Source organism: Flavobacterium aquiphilum, from assembly GCF_027111335.1.
In the GTDB taxonomy this organism is placed as follows: domain Bacteria; phylum Bacteroidota; class Bacteroidia; order Flavobacteriales; family Flavobacteriaceae; genus Flavobacterium; species Flavobacterium aquiphilum.
This window is the reverse complement of sequence record NZ_CP114288.1, coordinates 2,754,871-2,771,801: the sequence shown is the minus strand read 5'-3', so window position 1 is coordinate 2,771,801 and position 16,931 is coordinate 2,754,871. Positions and strand designations below refer to the sequence as shown.

The 16,931-nt window shown below is 34.6% G+C and carries 15 protein-coding genes; 6 read left to right on the top strand and 9 right to left on the bottom strand.

The window, feature by feature from the left end; translation table 11 throughout:
• Positions 1 to 71: 71 nt before the first annotated feature.
• A complete protein-coding gene (locus OZP12_RS11485) occupies positions 72 to 542 on the bottom strand; it encodes a type I restriction enzyme HsdR N-terminal domain-containing protein (RefSeq protein ID WP_281225130.1) in 471 nt (156 codons plus the stop codon).
• A gap of 123 nt (positions 543 to 665) precedes the next feature.
• Here OZP12_RS11485 and holA point away from each other — a divergent pair, with 123 nt between their 5' ends.
• From holA to ettA, 4 genes are all read left to right on the top strand, one after another.
• Complete coding sequence (holA, locus tag OZP12_RS11480; RefSeq protein WP_281225129.1) at positions 666 to 1,670, top strand: DNA polymerase III subunit delta; 1,005 nt, start codon at positions 666 to 668, stop codon at positions 1,668 to 1,670.
• A gap of 11 nt (positions 1,671 to 1,681) precedes the next feature.
• A complete protein-coding gene (gene pulA, locus OZP12_RS11475) occupies positions 1,682 to 3,703 on the top strand; it encodes a type I pullulanase (RefSeq protein ID WP_281225128.1) in 2,022 nt (673 codons plus the stop codon).
• 76 nt (positions 3,704 to 3,779) lie between these two features.
• A complete protein-coding gene (locus OZP12_RS11470; protein WP_281229058.1) occupies positions 3,780 to 3,956 on the top strand; it encodes a CAL67264 family membrane protein in 177 nt (58 codons plus the stop codon).
• A gap of 51 nt (positions 3,957 to 4,007) precedes the next feature.
• Positions 4,008 to 5,702, top strand: a complete 1,695-nt coding sequence (gene ettA, locus OZP12_RS11465; protein WP_281225127.1) for an energy-dependent translational throttle protein EttA — start codon at positions 4,008 to 4,010, stop codon at positions 5,700 to 5,702.
• 343 nt (positions 5,703 to 6,045) lie between these two features.
• Here ettA and OZP12_RS11460 read toward each other — a convergent pair whose 3' ends face one another.
• The 3 genes from OZP12_RS11460 to OZP12_RS11450 all read right to left on the bottom strand — a co-directional run bounded on the left by OZP12_RS11460 (position 6,046) and on the right by OZP12_RS11450 (position 9,152).
• Positions 6,046 to 6,492, bottom strand: coding sequence for a thiol-disulfide oxidoreductase DCC family protein (locus OZP12_RS11460; RefSeq protein ID WP_281229057.1), 447 nt, complete (start codon positions 6,490 to 6,492; stop codon positions 6,046 to 6,048).
• 10 nt (positions 6,493 to 6,502) lie between these two features.
• On the bottom strand, positions 6,503 to 6,808 hold the full coding sequence (locus OZP12_RS11455; protein ID WP_281225126.1) for a GIY-YIG nuclease family protein: 306 nt from the start codon (positions 6,806 to 6,808) through the stop codon (positions 6,503 to 6,505).
• Positions 6,809 to 6,986: 178 nt separating this feature from the next.
• Positions 6,987 to 9,152 (bottom strand): endonuclease MutS2, encoded by a 2,166-nt coding sequence (locus OZP12_RS11450; protein ID WP_281225125.1) that lies wholly within the window; start codon positions 9,150 to 9,152, stop codon positions 6,987 to 6,989.
• Between the two features lie 173 nt (positions 9,153 to 9,325).
• On the opposite strand from OZP12_RS11450, the gene ung reads away from it, so the two are divergent.
• A complete protein-coding gene (gene ung / locus OZP12_RS11445) occupies positions 9,326 to 9,997 on the top strand; it encodes a uracil-DNA glycosylase (protein WP_281225124.1) in 672 nt (223 codons plus the stop codon).
• Positions 9,998 to 10,003: 6 nt separating this feature from the next.
• On the opposite strand, the gene OZP12_RS11440 is transcribed toward ung, so the two are convergent.
• The 5 genes from OZP12_RS11440 to OZP12_RS11420 form a co-directional block, all read right to left on the bottom strand.
• Positions 10,004 to 10,936: a transglutaminase-like domain-containing protein gene (locus OZP12_RS11440; protein WP_281225123.1), complete on the bottom strand. Its 933-nt coding sequence runs from the start codon at positions 10,934 to 10,936 to the stop codon at positions 10,004 to 10,006.
• Between the two features lie 143 nt (positions 10,937 to 11,079).
• Positions 11,080 to 12,204, bottom strand: coding sequence for an SDR family oxidoreductase (locus OZP12_RS11435; RefSeq protein WP_281225122.1), 1,125 nt, complete (start codon positions 12,202 to 12,204; stop codon positions 11,080 to 11,082).
• Between the two features lie 98 nt (positions 12,205 to 12,302).
• Entirely contained in the window at positions 12,303 to 13,175 is an 873-nt protein-coding gene (locus OZP12_RS11430; RefSeq protein ID WP_281225121.1) for a nucleoside phosphorylase, read from the bottom strand.
• A gap of 123 nt (positions 13,176 to 13,298) precedes the next feature.
• Positions 13,299 to 13,628, bottom strand: a complete 330-nt coding sequence (locus OZP12_RS11425) for a translation initiation factor (protein WP_281225120.1) — start codon at positions 13,626 to 13,628, stop codon at positions 13,299 to 13,301.
• A gap of 74 nt (positions 13,629 to 13,702) precedes the next feature.
• The gene (locus OZP12_RS11420; protein WP_281225119.1) at positions 13,703 to 14,653 is read right to left on the bottom strand and encodes an isopenicillin N synthase family dioxygenase; all 951 of its coding nucleotides are present in this window, start codon (positions 14,651 to 14,653) and stop codon (positions 13,703 to 13,705) included.
• Positions 14,654 to 14,829: 176 nt separating this feature from the next.
• On the opposite strand from OZP12_RS11420, the gene OZP12_RS11415 reads away from it, so the two are divergent.
• Positions 14,830 to 16,806, top strand: a complete 1,977-nt coding sequence (locus OZP12_RS11415; protein ID WP_281225118.1) for an alpha-ketoacid dehydrogenase subunit alpha/beta — start codon at positions 14,830 to 14,832, stop codon at positions 16,804 to 16,806.
• Positions 16,807 to 16,931: the final 125 nt, after the last annotated feature.

Below are 16,931 nucleotides of genomic sequence, written 5' to 3'. Positions count from 1 at the left end.
ATTTACAAAATCCACATAATTGATATTTTAAATCATAAAACCAAGATTTCATAAAAGTCTTTTTTACAATCTTAATTCTTAGTTTTATACTCTATTTTCTCTCGATAATCAGGAAGTTCTCTCAAAAACTCATACTTTTCATTTTCGAAATCCATTTTGCAAAAATAATGATTTAAACCGTTAGTCACCATCAAAAAATCGGCATCCAGAGTCATATTATATCGCGCAATTTGATCAAAAACAGCCTGAGAAATTTTAACTTCGGGAGCCTTACATTCAATCAAAACAAAAATAGTCCCATCTGGATTAAAAACAACAACATCATAGCGTTTTCGCAAACCATTCACCATTAAAACTTTCTCGACATTAATCAAAGATTTGGGGTATCTTTTTTCTTCTAATAAAAACTGCACTACGTGTTGGCGAACCCATTCCTCGGGCGTAAGAATGATGAATTTTTTCCTGATTATATCAAAAATTGACACTTTATTTTCGCTATTTTTGAAACGAAAACTATAGTTAGGAAAGTTGAGATTTTGCATAAAGCAAAAATAATTAAATAGTTTAAAAGTTTAAGCTTTAAAGTTGTTTAAATAAAACCCAAAAGGGAATTTTGCTTCAAAGACTTTTAAACTATTTAAACTTTTAAATCTTAAACAAAAAAAATGGACGAAGTTGTAAAGATTGTAAATGATATAAAGGGCGGCAACATCAAACCAATTTATTTTTTGATGGGGGAAGAACCTTATTATATCGACAAATTGTCAGAATATATTGAAATAAATGTTTTGGCCGAAGAAGAAAAAGGGTTTAATCAAACCGTTCTTTATGGCAGGGATGTTAGTATAGAAGATGTTGTCTCTACAGCCAAACGCTACCCTATGATGGCCGATCGCCAAGTGGTAATCATCAAAGAAGCGCAGGAATTATCAAGAACAATCGACAAAATAGAAAGTTATGTCGAAAACCCAATGCCTTCGACCGTTTTGGTATTTTGTTACAAATACAAAACACTAGACAAACGTAAAAAAGTCACCAAACTTCTCGCTAAAAACGGAATTGTTTATGAAAGTAAAAAATTGTATGAAAATCAGGTAGGAGACTGGATTAAGCGCGTTTTATCAGGGAAGAAATACTCTATTGAACCCAAAGCTTCTGCTATGTTGGTCGAGTTTTTAGGAACTGATTTGAGCACTATCAATAAAGAACTTGAAAAACTGCAAATTATATTGCCGGCAGGAAGCACTATATCTGCCAAAGACATTGAAGAAAATATTGGATTTAGCAAAGATTATAATGTCTTCGAATTGCGAAAAGCCATTGGTGAACGCGATCAATTGAAAGCATACAAAATCGCTGAGAATTTTGCTCAAAACCCAAAAGACAACCCAATTGTTATGACAGTTGGTTTGGTTTTTAGCTTTTTTGTTCAGCTATTGAAATACCACGGTTTGAAGGACAAAAACCCTAAAAATGTGGCTTCTGCACTGGGAGTTAATCCTTTTTTCTTAAAAGATTATGATGTAGCAGTCAAAAATTATCCAATGAAAAAAGTAAGCCAAATAGTGGCGTCATTGCGAGATACTGATGTAAAAAGCAAAGGTGTTGGTGCCAACAGCTTATCACAGGCGGATTTATTAAGAGAAATGCTTTACAAAATTTTCAATTAAACATTTTTAATATGTTTGGCGACACTAAAAAAATCCATTTAATTATTGGTTTATTACTCACAGTAAATTTTGCCATGACCCAAAACTCAAAAATAAACACAATTCAGTATGCTACATTTGATGCTTATCCTGTTTATTTGAAAGATGATTTGGGGGTTGTTTATTCGCCCAATAAAACCATTATAAAATTATGGAGTCCAAATGTTAGCGAAGTCAAAATAAATCTTTATAAACAAGGCAATGGAGGAGAAACTTTTGCTGTAAAAAATTTAGATTATGATCCTAAAACAGGTGTCTGGCAAATTGTTTTAGACGGCAATTATCACAATACCTACTATACGTTACAAGTAAAATATATCAATGGAAATTGGTCTAAAGAAATGCCTGATCCGTATGTAAAAGGTGTAGGTGTGAACGGGAATCGAGGCCTGATCTTTGACCCAAAATTAACCAATCCTTCTGACTGGAAAACAGACAAGCAGCCTTCTTTAAAATCGATTTCAGACATCATATTGTATGAAGCTCACGTGCGGGATTTTTCAATTGATCCTTCATCGGGGATAAAAAACAAAGGAAAATTCCTTGGTTTAACCGAAAAGAATACCAAAAATGCTTTTGGCGAAGCTACAGGATTAGACTATTTACAAGAATTAGGGATTACTCATTTGCATTTGCTTCCGGTATTTGATTACAAATCAATTGATGAAACTTCATTAGAAAAAAAACAATATAATTGGGGTTATGATCCGCAGAATTACAATTCTTTAGAAGGTTCTTACTCAACTAATCCTTTTGATGGATTGGTCCGAATAAATGAATACAAACAAATGGTTTTAGCTTTGCATAAAGCAAAAATTCGATTGATAATGGATGTTGTTTACAACCACACCAGTTCTACCGATATTTTTGATCAATTGGTTCCGGGTTATTACTACAGAAGCTGGCCTGATGGAAAACGTTCGGATGGAACGGCCTGTGGGAATGAATTTGCTTCTGAACGAATCATGGCGAGACAATTCATGCTGGAATCGCTTAAATATTGGGTCAAAGAATATCATATCGACGGGTTTCGATTTGACTTAATGGCCGTACATGATGTCGAAACAATGAATCTTATTTCTGCAGCATTGAAAAAAATCGACCCAACTATTTTTCTTTATGGCGAAGGATGGACAGCCGGAGATTCACCTTTACCTATAGAAAAACGAGCTTTGAAAAGTAGTGTAAAAAAACTAGATAATATTGCCGTTTTCTCAGACGATATAAGGGATGGTGTAAAAGGACATTGGTCTAATGTTACCGAAAAAGGTTTTGTAAGCGGTAATCCAAATTACAAAGAGGTAATCCAATTTGGAATTGTAGCATCAACAAATCATCCTCAAATTAAATATGATCCCAAGCGAAGTTATGCGCAATCGCCATATTCCGATAGCCCAACAAAAGTTATCGGCTATGTTTCCTGTCATGATAACAATACTTTGTATGACAAATTAAAAATTGCCAATCCAAAAGCAACCGAAAAGGAATTAGTTCAAATGGACAAACTGGCCAATACCATCATTTTGACTTCTCAAAGCATTCCCTTTTTACACATGGGCGTAGAAATGAAACGTACCAAAATGGGAGTTGAGAACTCCTATAAATCACCAGACAGCATTAACAAAATAGACTGGAACTGGAAACACGAAAACAAAGAATTAGTTCAGTATTATAAAAACCTCATAGCTCTTAGAAACAACCATCCTGCGTTCAAAATGACTTCCGAAAAGATGATTCAGGAGCATTTGGAATTTCTTTCTTTAGAATCCCCATTATTAGTTGGTTACACCCTGAAAAACCATGCAAATGGTGATAAATGGAAAAATATCAGAGTTTATTTTAACGGAGATGAAAAAGGAGCAAAACAAAACATTGAGGGGACTTGGACACTTGTTTGCAATGGCGAATTTATCAATCAAAACAGCGTTGTAAAAATTAAAAACCAACCTGTGACAATCCCTGGTAGAAGTGCCATAATTTTGTATCAGGAATAAGTGTTTTAAATCAAAAAAGTTATAAAAAATACCGATATTTGCAGCTTTCTAAAAAACAAATACTACAATTATGGGAATGAATAAAAATACTATTTTAGGATGGGCTACCCTCATAATGACACTCATGGGATTGTTACTTATAGGATTAGGCATTTTTAGATACAGTGAAGTTTCAGGCTGGGGATTTGCGGCTGTTGGAATTGGATTTTTTGCCATTGCTTGGGTATTTAGCTCGCTAAAAGGCCGATTATAGTTTTCTTTCAAAAACCAATAATTAATCATAATAAATTAAAAACATATAAACATGTCAGACGATAAAAAAGTAATTTTCTCAATGCAAAAATTGAGTAAAACCTACCAAGGAGCAGACAAACCTGTTCTTAAAAACATTTATTTAAGTTTCTTTTACGGAGCTAAAATTGGTATTCTAGGTTTAAATGGTTCAGGAAAATCATCTCTTTTAAAAATTATTGCCGGAGTTGATAAAAACTATCAGGGAGATGTTGTTTTTCAGCCTGGTTATACAGTTGGTTACTTAGAACAGGAGCCAATTCTTGATGATTCTAAAACTGTTTTAGAAATTGTTCAAGAAGGGGCGGCCGAAACTATGGCTGTTTTGGCAGAATACAATCAGATTAATGATTTATTTGGTCTTGAAGAAAACTATTCAGATCCAGATAAAATGGACAAGTTGATGGATCGTCAAGCTGCCTTACAAGACAAAATTGATGCTCTTGGTGCTTGGGAAATCGATACCAAATTAGAAATTGCAATGGATGCTTTGCGCACGCCAGATGGAGATACACCAATTAAGAATCTTTCAGGTGGAGAGCGTCGTCGTGTAGCTTTATGTCGTTTGTTATTGCAGCAGCCTGATGTCTTGCTTTTGGATGAGCCTACCAACCACTTGGATGCAGAGAGTGTTCTTTGGTTAGAACAACACTTGGCACAATATTCCGGAACTGTAATTGCAGTAACGCACGATAGATATTTCTTGGATAATGTTGCAGGATGGATTTTGGAATTGGATAGAGGAGAAGGTATTCCGTGGAAAGGAAATTATTCTTCTTGGTTGGACCAAAAATCAAGCAGAATGGCATTGGAAGAAAAAGTAGCTTCTAAACGTCGTAAAAACTTAGAACGTGAGTTGGATTGGGTTCGTCAAGGAGCGAAAGGACGTCAAACCAAACAAAAAGCACGTTTACAGAATTATGATAAACTTTTGAATGAAGATCAAAAACAATTGGATGAAAACTTGGAAATCTATATTCCAAATGGACCACGTTTAGGAACTAATGTTATCGAAGCCAAAAATGTAGCCAAAGCTTTTGGAGACAAATTATTGTACGACAACTTAAATTTTACTTTGCCACAAGCGGGAATTGTTGGAATTATCGGACCAAATGGTGCTGGTAAATCAACCATTTTCAAAATGATAATGGGTGAAGAAAAACCAGATGCCGGAGAGTTTTTAATTGGTGAGACAGTAAAAATTGCTTATGTCGACCAATCACACTCTAATATCGACCCAAACAAATCTATCTGGGAAAATTTTGCCGATGGTCAAGAATTAATTATGATGGGAGGTAAACAAGTAAACTCAAGAGCTTATTTATCTCGCTTTAACTTTGGTGGTGGCGAACAAAACAAGAAAGTTTCGATGCTTTCTGGTGGAGAGCGTAACCGTTTGCACTTAGCGATGACTTTGAAAGAAGAAGGAAACGTATTGTTGCTGGATGAGCCAACCAATGATTTGGACGTAAACACGCTTCGAGCATTAGAAGAAGGGTTAGAAAATTTCGCAGGTTGTGCCGTTGTTATTTCGCACGATAGATGGTTCTTAGACAGAATTTGTACGCACATTCTAGCTTTCGAAGGTGATTCTGAAGTATATTATTTTGAAGGAGGTTTCACTGAATACGAAGAAAACAAAAAGAAACGTTTAGGTGGTGATTTAACTCCAAAACGAATTAAATACAGAAAACTAATCAGAAACTAATATTTCTTTTTAAAATTCAGAAAAGGGGATGATCATAAAAAGACATCCTCTTTTTTTTTTGACAAAAAACCACTATTTCATAAAAACAAAAGAGGATGACCACAGAAAGACATCCTCTTTTTTTAGACAAAAAAAACTAATCATTTCATTTTACAAGAATCCATCATCATTATCATAGCGCCTTTTAAACCAATAATTACTAATACGAAAACAACTACCTTTTAAACGTATTAAATCACCATGAACAGAGCGATAAACCTCTTATAAAAACATAAATATTAAGATGTGTCAAAAGTACACCATCTATGCGTTGTAAGACATGACATTTATCATGTAATAAGAATTATTCCAAAAATTTTATTTTTAAGTCCGGAGTTGGAATCATACAGCTTTCTTTTTTGCCGTACCATTTATAGCGATTCCTGGCAATGTAATCGTATAATTGATTTCTGATTCCGGTTGGGATAATTTTAAAAAGAATTCTCAGGGCAAATAAACCGTTCAAGCTTTTCGCAATTTGCAAAGCAGCATCCGACTTGTAATAATAAGCCACTCCAGGTTCATACAAAACAATGCTATCAATGTTTTTAACATCAATCCCTATATGGGAAAGTATTTCTTTTCCCAACTCCGATTGAAGTGCTACAAAACGAAAAACGTCTTTCTTGTCGTGTTTAATTACAAACTGCACCGCAGAATTACAGAGACTACAAACACCGTCAAAGAGAATTATTTTTTTATTCGCAACAGTCTTTGCGAGGAACGAAGCAATCTCACGCTGTTCTTCCATCTTTATCATTTTATACTGTCATAATATCTTTAATTTCTTCAAACAAATCTTTCCAAGTTGGATTTATTGAACGAATAAGATTATTTTTGAATTCTCTTGACACTGCCTTTATTTGTTTTTCTCTCGTTATTGCATCTTCAATCCATTGAAATTGCTCATAATAAACCAGAATATTTACATTATAACGAGCAGAAAATGATTGAGGATATTTTTTCTCCTTATGGTCTAAAATTCTTTGTGGCAAATTTGAAGTTACACCAGTATAAACAACGGTTTGACTTTTATTGGTAATAATATAAACAAATCCTGGCTTCATTTATTTTAAGTATCAATTTACAATAATAAATTCAGTCTCAATTGGTCATTGCGATGCATGAATCAATCATACAATCAAACTAAAACTACCCAAACAACCCATCCATAGGAATACACTGAACGGGATTGCTTCGTGCCTCGCAATGACCTAATCTCGTGTGATAACTAATAAACAAAAACTACTTCTTAACCGCTTCAACCAATTCCAATTCGTCCAAACTCACTTTAGAAGTAAAGAGTCCATAATTCACCACTGCTTTATTTTTTTCAATCTTATCAATGCTTCCCACTGATTTACCATCCAGCATTCGCACTCGGTCACCAACTTTCAGAATAGGTTTTGGTTTTTCAATTACCGGTTTTAATTTCTTTTCTTTCTTTTCCTTGCGAATTTCTTCAACGACAACAGCAACCTCTTGAATAACTTCTTTTTTCTTTTGTTGTATTGCCTTAACTTCTTTTGGAGTAGCTTTTTTACGTTTGGAATTTTCTATCTCAACAATTTTCAAAAATTCTCCAATAAGATCTTTTTTGTTTTTATTATTAAAATATTTTTCGGCGATATCTTCTATTTTTTGACCAATATAAATTGTCTTTTGGTTACTATCATACAATTCCTGATAGCTTTCTAATTTTTGTTTGATTCTCACATTGATATCTTCCATCTTTTTGCTTTCTTCACGAGCTTTGGTTTCTTCTTCCTTAAGATTAATGGAAGTTTTTTCCAGTTTGGAGCGTTCTTTCTGCAAATTGGCGATTGTTTTATCAAAACGGACTTTTCCAATCTCAATTTTCTTTTTAGCCCGATTAATTAAACCGAAAGGAATTCCATTTTTCTGAGCCACTTCAAAAGTAAAAGAACTTCCTGCCTGTCCTAAAACCAATTTATACATTGGCTCCAATGATTTTTCATCAAATAACATATTTGCATTTGTAGCACAAGGCAGTTCATTTGCCAAAATTTTCAGATTCGAATAATGCGTTGTTATCAATCCAAAAGCTTCTCTATGATAAAACTCTTCCAGGAAGATTTCAGCCAAAGCACCACCCAATTCAGGATCGGAACCTGTACCAAATTCATCAATCAAAAACATGGTTCTTTTATTGCACTTTTTCAAAAAGTAGTTCATGTTTTTCAATCGGTAACTATAAGTACTCAAATGATTTTCAATAGATTGATTATCGCCAATATCTGTCAAGATTCTGTCAAACAGAAATGTTTCACTGCGTTCATGAACCGGTATTAACATTCCCGATTGTAACATCAATTGCAATAACCCAACTGTTTTCATCGAAATGGTTTTCCCACCCGCATTTGGTCCAGAAATAACTATTATTCTGTTTTGCTGACTTAATTCAATTGTTTGCGGATGCGTAACTTCTTTCTTTTGTTTATTGGTCAAATACAAAATAGGGTGATAGGCATCCCTGAAATAAAGACGACGTTCCTCAGTAATTGTTGGCAAAATTCCATTGATTCTATTCGCATATTTTGCTTTGGCAGCAATTACGTCAATATCACTAAGGAAATCCTGATACTGAATCAATAAAGGCAAAAAAGGACGGATAGCATTCGTCAATTGCTTTAAAATCTTGGTGATTTCCTCTTTTTCCTCATATTCCAGATTACTTAATTCACGGGAATATTTGAGGGTATTTTCGGGTTCGATATAGGCAATACTTCCAGTTTTAGAACTTCCAAGAATAGAACCTTTCACTTTTCGTCTATACATCGCCAAAACAGCCAAAACACGACGGTTTTGCACAAAACTTTCTTTGATATCGTCCAAATAACCCAAACTATTGTATTGCGTCAAAGCCGAACCAAAACTTTGATTCACTTTTCCACGAACCAAATTCATTTCCCGGCGGATTTCTAAAAGTCGGGGAGAGGCATTGTCTTTTATCTCTCCATATTTATCCACTACCACATCAATCAAAGAGACAATTTCTTTGGTAAGCTGGATTCCCGAACTTTTCGCACAAAGACTCGGATAATAATCATTGAATTTATTTAAAAATGCCAAAAGCACGTTAGTCGTTTCGGATATAGTAGCAATTTTTCTAAAACTTCCCACTTCCAAAAAACTGTCTTCGATGGCAAGAAACTTAATTTCGTAAGTAATGGCATCAAAACCGTGATTAGGAATTGCATTGTTATTTTGAAAAGAAGAGACATACTCTGATGTTTGCAACAATGCGCTCATCAAAGATTCTTTTTCTCTAAAAGGAGTAATTTCCAAGGCTTTTTGTTTTCCTATGTCGGTATTACAGATTTCAGAAATTGTTTCTAAGACAGTAGGAAATTGTAAATCTTGTAATGTTTTTTCGGTAATGGAGATCATTTAATAAATTGATTTAACGCTACAAAAATAAGGTTATTTTAAGAAAGAAACATAGTGTAATTTTTAGAGATTAAAACAGGTAAAATCAAGATAATTATTTGCCTTTTGTCATAATATTTTTTTGAGAATCTCTTTAAAATCTTCGTGTATCTTTGCGAAAACAACTTTTGAATATGAACCTCAACCTAAATCCTTCTTGGCAAACTATTTTATCAGACGAAATTACAAAACCCTATTTTGTTGAATTGATGAATACCGTTGAACAGGAATATCAAAATTCAGTTTGTTTTCCTCCAAAAGAACTTATTTTTTCGGCTTTTAATAATTGCCCATTCAAAGACATTAAAGTAGTTATTATCGGCCAAGATCCTTATCATGGAGATGGCGAAGCCAATGGTTTATCTTTTTCGGTAAATGATTCTGTGAAAATCCCACCATCATTACGTAATATTTTCAGGGAAATCAACTCCGATTTAGACTCTATTTTCATGCCAACTACAGGAAATCTTGAATTTTGGGCAAAGCAAGGTGTTTTGCTGCTCAATGCCTCCTTAACCGTTAGAAAAGACATTCCAAACAGTCACAAACACCTCAAGTGGAATCTTTTTACCGACGCAGTCATTAAAAAAATATCGGAAGAAAAAGAAAACATAGTTTTTATGCTTTGGGGAAGTTTTGCACAAAAAAAAGGCGCTAAAATTGACAGAAGCAAGCATTTGGTTTTAGAATCAGGGCATCCTTCACCAATGAGTGCCAATCAAGGGAAATGGTTTGGAAATAAACATTTTAGTCAAGCAAATATATATTTAGAAAAGAATAATTTGGAAAAGATTAATTGGCTGTAAATTCATTTATTCCAAGGTCAAAGCTCCCAATATTTCTTCAAACATAAAAGGACCTCCGGGATATTTTGCAGTATAATCTAGGTTCAACCAAATTTGGCCGTGCTCATCGATATGATAATTCAGTGTTTTTCCGCGACTTTCGTCAGGAAACAAAATGTTTTTTATCAAAAAATTCACCGTTTCAAGATCCCCTTTATCTCCAATCAATATTTCGGGATAAATATGCCCTTTGGTATGAATCAGTCGGGGAGTGCCACCTATCGAGCGCACACAAGCTGCCATTAAGATGGAATGATCGTCACAATCTCCCGAAAAATAAAGTAACGATTCATGTGCCGTAGCAATATAGTCTCCATATTTAGGGTCATTTACATAATTCCAGCGGCTATTAATTTCTTTAAACACAGCAAAACACTGGATTAAAGTCCTGTAATCCGAATAACCACGAATATATTTAAAATGCCTCGTTGTAGCCATTATGGCAAAGTTTCTCACCTTTGGGTTCTCATATTCGATTGCCCTCAATATTTCACTCTTATTGGGAAAAGGAAGTAATTTGGCAACAATAATATCCTGCGGAAAAGGATTATTATTCATCGTGTATAACATCGAATTGTAATCATCGAAAACAGAATTAAAATTAAAATTCCCGAATAAACTACCATAAATAAGCATCAAAAGATAAATTCCCAAACAAATGATGCTTATAGTTCTCAAAGCATACAATACGCAATAGACAACTATAAAAACGAGGATAAAAAGCAGTATTCTGTCCAAACTAAAATACCACTGCGGGTCAATAATATTTTGGTGAATTACAATAAATGAAGGAATTGTTATTATAACTGTCAAAAAGAAGATAACAAAACTGTCCCAAGGTTTTTTCAATCGAAACTTGGCTCTTATCCGATAAAAATTCTCTTTAGTAAGTTGTATCATAACACCCAAAAAGTAGGGAAATGTTTTTTTTTGGTTACTGAGATGCTAAGATACTAAAACTTTAAGATTCTAAGTTTCTGAGTTACTAAGATTCTAAGTTTTTTAATACTCTAGTCTCTTATAAACTTAGAATCCCAGCAACTTTACACATTGATATCCTTAAAATCATTGGATATAGCATAACGAATCATATTGGTAAATGCTTCGTTATCTAATTTGGGAATCTCAAGGATTGAATTCAGTAAAGTAGTGTCGTATTCGTTGGGTTTGGTAATAAAATAAGGTTTTAAATGCTTACCAATACTCTCATAATACAGTTTCTCGATAGTGTTTTTGTATTTGAAATCGAGTGGATTTTTGATTAAAGTGAAATTAGTATAACCCACTTCTTTCATAATCAGTTGCAGTCCTTTTACAATATTGAAACTTTTATCATTTACGATATTCAGTTGCTCGATATCGTCCCTTTCAAAAGTGTTTACAATCACTTTGGATACATAATCGACCGGTATAATATTCAATCCTGTTTCCTCATTGATAATAAAACGAACATTTTCCTGTTCGCCTTTTCGTTGTGAGGTAAAATGGAAAAACTTCGCCAAAAGATAAAAAACCATGTATTTCGGAATGAAATAAGGGCTTTCAGTCCCCAACATTTTCCCGCCGATAACACTTGGCCTCAGAATTTGGAATGGCAATCCTAATCTTTTACATTCTTGTGCAATGAAATTCTCAGAATGAAATTTGGCATCTTCATAGGCATTGCGATGCTTTGGCTTGAAACCAAGATTATGAAAATCATTATCTATCAGTCCGACTCTGATTCCTGATGAAAAAGCTGTTCCAATGTAAACGAATTTCTTTATAAAAGGGTGGAACGTATTGAAAAGTGACTTGGTAATCTTTGCATTCTCATCAAAAATTTTGCCTTTCAATTTTTCGTCAGTGGAAAGATTTACATATCCAGCCGAATGGATGAAATAGGCGCCCTTTATTTTTTCGGAAAAAGTATCTTGAAGGTTTGCTAAATCAGAATCGATGATTTCGATATAACGGTGTAGTTTTTCTAAACCTGCTTTTCGTAAAATTTCAGGAGTATAATCACTGGTCAAAAGTTCATTGACACGGTCGATCGCGTTGACTTTCCCTTTGTTTCTTGCAATAATAAAAAGCTTTCCATTATTGTTTTGCTTAATAAAAAGCTCCAGAATGTCATACATAATATGCGACCCTAAAACGCCGGTTGCTCCAGTAAGTATTATTTTCATTGTTTTGATTTTCAAAACGCAAATATAGTTTTAAAAAAAGAATCCAGTAGCTATTTAAAAAACTACTTACGATTAAACTTTTTATTTCCAGAATTAAATTATTTTACAGCCAATTTCTCCAATGTGTACAAAATTAACTCATCTACTGCTTTGTATGGATCACTACTGAAAGTGCCATTGGCACGATTAGCAATAATGGCATTTAACGAAAGTGCATTATGCCCCAAAAGAGCCGAAAGTCCGTAAATAGCTGAAGTTTCCATTTCGAGATTAGTTATTTTAGTTCCTTCAAAAAAGAAATTATCCATCTTAGAGTTCAACTTTTTGTCTTGGATATCCAAACGTAAAATGCGCCCTTGTGGACCATAAAAACCACCAGCCGTTGCTGTAATTCCCTTGTGCATTTTATCGCTATCCATTCTTTTTTCTAATGTTCGTGAACAAGGGACAACTACAGGTCTGCCTTTTTTCAAATCCCAATTAGTGTGTTCGATAAATGCATTTTCCATCTCAACATTTGAAATAGTTTCGATCAAATAGGAGCGAAGCATATTGTCCAGTCCCAAACCAAATTGCGCCATCACGAAACTATCCACAGGAATATCATCATGCAAAGAACCCGAAGTCCCTATTCGGATAATATTTAATGATGTTAGTTTTTCTTTTGGTTTTCTGGTTTCCAAATCGATATTAACAAGTGCGTCGAGTTCATTAATAACAATATCGATATTATCCGGGCCAATTCCAGTCGACATCACAGTTAAACGTTTGCCCTTATAAATTCCTGTTTCGGTTTTGAATTCTCTTTTTTGAGTTGAAAATTCAATAACATCAAAGTGTTTGGTAATTTTTGATACCCTGTCTTGATCTCCCACAAAAATAATATCACGGGCAATATTTTCGGGTTTCAGATTAAGATGATACACACTCCCGTCAGGATTGAGTATTAATTCGGATTGCTGTATAGACATTTTTTTAAGTTTAATATGGTTTATTGTAGTTTAATATGGTTTAAAAGTTTAATAGTTTAGAAAGTTTAGGCCGTAGAACTGATTTAAACATTTAAGCCATATTAAACTTTTTTTAAACCTTTCTTATCCTCCAACACGTTTTACCTTAAATCCTTTTTCTTTTAGGATAGCCATTATTTTGTCGCGGTAATCCCCTTGGATAATAATAGAATCGTCTTTAAAACTTCCGCCAACACTTAATTTGGTTTTAATTTCTTTGGCCAAAATTTTAAAATCCTCATCGGTTCCTTCGTAACCTTCTATTATAGTAGTTGCTTTCCCTTTTCTTTTTTCGTATTTACAAATCATAGGTTCTTTTTGAACATATAATTCATGAGCTTCTTTTTGGATTGCTTCTTCATGAGCTGGTTCATGGTCCGGAAAAAGATTTTTTAATTGGTCTTGTAAATCCATTGTAAAATTTTCTAATTAATTATATAAAACAAAAAGATATCTTTCGACATCTTTTTGTTTTATAAAAATAGGTTTTATTTTTTGATTAATCCTAAATCTACTAATCGTTCGTATAAAAACTCTCCCGCAGTAATATCCTCATATTTTTTAGGATTTTCGGCATCAATGCAGTTTTCCAAACAGTCCAATTTCATATCACTTACCGGGTGCATGAAAAACGGAATAGAATAACGGGAGGTTCCCCATAATTCCCTTGGCGGGTTAACCACTTGATGAATGGTAGATTTTAGTTTGTTATTGGTATGGCGTGAAAGCATATCACCCACATTTATCACCAATTCATCCTGTTCGGCAACAGCATCAATCCAATCACCATTATGGTTTTGAACTTGTAATCCTTTGCCTTGCGCTCCCATCAACAATGTAATTAAGTTGATATCGCCATGAGCAGCTGCTCTAACAGCATTCTCTGGTTCAGTCGTAATAGGAGGGTAGTGGATTGGTCTTAGAATCGAATTCCCGTCTTTGGCGTATTGGTCAAAATAAAATTCATCCAATCCAAGATGTAATGCCAAAGCTCTCAACACATAAACACCAGTTTTTTCAAGCATTTGATAAGCTTCTTTACCTACCACATTAAAACGAGGCAATTCTTTTACCTCAACGTTTTCAGGGTATTCCGATGCATATTTTGAATCTTTGTCCACATACTGACCAAAGTGCCAAAACTCTTTTAAATCGCCTTCTTTTCGGCCTTTGGCATGCTCTTTTCCAAAAGAAACATAACCTCTTTGCCCTCCAATTTCAGGGATTTCATAGTTGTGTTTTGTTTCTAATGGCAACGAAAAGAAATTTCGAATTTCGCCATACAATTCATCAACTAATTGATCGTTCAAAAAATGCCCTTTGAGCGCTACGAAGCCTATATCTTCGAATGCACTCCCGATTTCATTTACAAATTTTTGTTTACGTTTCGGGTCGTCCGAAAGGAAATCACGCAAGTCAACACTAGGAATGTTTTGCATATAATATGTATTTAATACTTGGAATTCAATAAAATTTAAAAATCCAAGTTGACAAAGTTAAAAAATAAATCAATTCAGTTATTTCAAAAATTACACTCGTTTCAAAATAATATAACATTTAATTTAATTACTGTTATATTTATATATCTTTGAAACATGCTATAAAAACCAAAAAAATGAATTTTGACAGACAGAATTTATCAAACGAAACCTTATTAGATTTATATAAAAGAATACTGAAACCACGATTGGTTGAAGAAAAAATGTTAATCCTGATCCGTCAGGGAAAAGTCTCCAAATGGTTTTCCGGAATAGGACAAGAAGCAATTTCGGTGGGAATTGCAGCTGTTTTGGATACTGATGAATACATATTACCTATGCACCGAAATCTGGGCGTATTTACAGGCAGAGACATCCCGCTACACCGTCTTTTTTCACAATGGCAAGGCAAAGCCAATGGTTTTACCAAAGGCAGAGACCGAAGCTTTCACTTTGGAACGCAAGAATATAAAATAGTAGGGATGATTTCACATCTGGGACCTCAGCTGGGTGTCGCTGACGGAATTGCATTAGCCAATAAATTAGAGAAAAACGGAAAAGTAACTGCCGTTTTTACTGGAGAGGGTGCAACCAGCGAAGGTGATTTTCACGAAGCCCTGAATATTGCAGCAGTTTGGGATTTGCCCGTTCTATTTATTATTGAAAATAACGGCTACGGCCTATCAACACCAACCAACGAACAATACCGTTGCGAAAACCTTGCTGATAAAGGAATTGGTTACGGAATTGAAAGCCGTATTGTAGATGGAAATAATATTTTGGAGGTTTTTAATTTATTGACAGAATTGAAAGCATCGATGATTGAAAACCCGCGCCCAATTTTACTAGAGTTCAAAACATTCCGTATGAGAGGACATGAAGAGGCGAGTGGTACTAAATATGTTCCGCAAGAATTAATGGATTTATGGGCTGCAAAAGACCCTGTAGACAATTACAGAAGCTTTTTGTACCATAGCAACATTCTTACCAAAGAACATGATGATCAAATTCAGCAGGAAATCAAAAAAGACATTGACGAAAGTTGGGCAATGGCAAATGCAGAGCCTGAAATTGTTCCTACTTACGAAGGTGAATTAAATGACGTTTACAAACCTTATGATTTTAAATATTTCCCTCCAAATGACAAAACTGAAAATATCCGCTTTATAGACGCAATTTCCAGCGGTTTAAAACAATCTATGGAAAGACACGAAAAGTCGGTTATTATGGGACAGGATATTGCCGAATACGGTGGTGCTTTCAAAATAACTGATGGCTTTGTGACACAATTTGGCAAAGAGCGTGTTCGGAATACGCCTATTTGCGAAAGCGCCGTAGTTTCGACAGCCATGGGATTGTCTATTAACGGCTACAAAGCCATTGTCGAAATGCAGTTTGCCGATTTTGTTTCGACCGGATTTAACCCAATTGTAAATTTACTCGCAAAATCACATTACCGTTGGTTGGAAAAAGCCGATGTAGTTGTTAGAATGCCTTGTGGCGGTGGAACTCAAGCAGGACCTTTTCATTCACAAACCAACGAAGCCTGGTTTACCAAGACTCCGGGATTAAAAGTAGTTTATCCCGCTTTTCCAGTTGACGCTAAAGGCTTGCTGAACGCTTCAATCAACGATCCAAATCCTGTGCTTTTCTTTGAACACAAACAATTGTACCGAAGCCTCTCCCAAGAAGTCCCAACTGATTATTACACCATTCCGTTAGGGAAAGCAGCTTTACTAAAAGAAGGTAAGGATGTCACGATTATCTCTTTTGGTGCAGCCGTACATTGGGCTTTGGAAACCTTGAATAAAAACCCTGACATAAAAGCTGATCTATTGGATTTAAGAACACTTCAGCCTTTAGATACCGAAGCAATTTACACATCGGTCAAAAAGACTGGAAAAGTGATTATTTATCAGGAAGATTCCATGTTTGGAGGCGTTGCCAGCGATATTTCAGCTTTGATTATGGAAAATTGTTTTGAATATTTGGATGCGCCAGTAAAACGTGTAGCGAGCCTCGATTCCCCGATTCCTTTCACAAAAGCCCTCGAAGATCAATATTTGCCGAAAGGCCGATTCGAAAACGAGTTAAAAACACTTTTGGAATATTAAGTACTTATTTGTTTATAGAAGCAGAACATTAACTTTTCAGAGAAACAGTTGTCCCGCTCTCCGTTACAATCTTATAAACCTCTCGTCTTTTGGGACGAGACGGTTTATAAGGATTTTCACTGCGA

Bases quoted from the DNA above. Each gene is read 5' to 3' on its own strand.
- OZP12_RS11485 (WP_281225130.1), bottom strand. From the start codon at position 542: ATGCAAAATCTCAACTTTCCTAACTATAGTTTTCGTTTCAAAAATAGC.
- holA (WP_281225129.1), top strand. From the start codon at position 666: ATGGACGAAGTTGTAAAGATTGTAAATGATATAAAGGGCGGCAACATC.
- pulA (WP_281225128.1), top strand. From the start codon at position 1,682: ATGTTTGGCGACACTAAAAAAATCCATTTAATTATTGGTTTATTACTC.
- OZP12_RS11470 (WP_281229058.1), top strand. From the start codon at position 3,780: ATGAATAAAAATACTATTTTAGGATGGGCTACCCTCATAATGACACTC.
- ettA (WP_281225127.1), top strand. From the start codon at position 4,008: ATGTCAGACGATAAAAAAGTAATTTTCTCAATGCAAAAATTGAGTAAA.
- OZP12_RS11460 (WP_281229057.1), bottom strand. From the start codon at position 6,492: ATGGAAGAACAGCGTGAGATTGCTTCGTTCCTCGCAAAGACTGTTGCG.
- OZP12_RS11455 (WP_281225126.1), bottom strand. From the start codon at position 6,808: ATGAAGCCAGGATTTGTTTATATTATTACCAATAAAAGTCAAACCGTT.
- OZP12_RS11450 (WP_281225125.1), bottom strand. From the start codon at position 9,152: ATGATCTCCATTACCGAAAAAACATTACAAGATTTACAATTTCCTACT.
- ung (WP_281225124.1), top strand. From the start codon at position 9,326: ATGAACCTCAACCTAAATCCTTCTTGGCAAACTATTTTATCAGACGAA.
- OZP12_RS11440 (WP_281225123.1), bottom strand. From the start codon at position 10,936: ATGATACAACTTACTAAAGAGAATTTTTATCGGATAAGAGCCAAGTTT.
- OZP12_RS11435 (WP_281225122.1), bottom strand. From the start codon at position 12,204: ATGAAAATAATACTTACTGGAGCAACCGGCGTTTTAGGGTCGCATATT.
- OZP12_RS11430 (WP_281225121.1), bottom strand. From the start codon at position 13,175: ATGTCTATACAGCAATCCGAATTAATACTCAATCCTGACGGGAGTGTG.
- OZP12_RS11425 (WP_281225120.1), bottom strand. From the start codon at position 13,628: ATGGATTTACAAGACCAATTAAAAAATCTTTTTCCGGACCATGAACCA.
- OZP12_RS11420 (WP_281225119.1), bottom strand. From the start codon at position 14,653: ATGCAAAACATTCCTAGTGTTGACTTGCGTGATTTCCTTTCGGACGAC.
- OZP12_RS11415 (WP_281225118.1), top strand. From the start codon at position 14,830: ATGAATTTTGACAGACAGAATTTATCAAACGAAACCTTATTAGATTTA.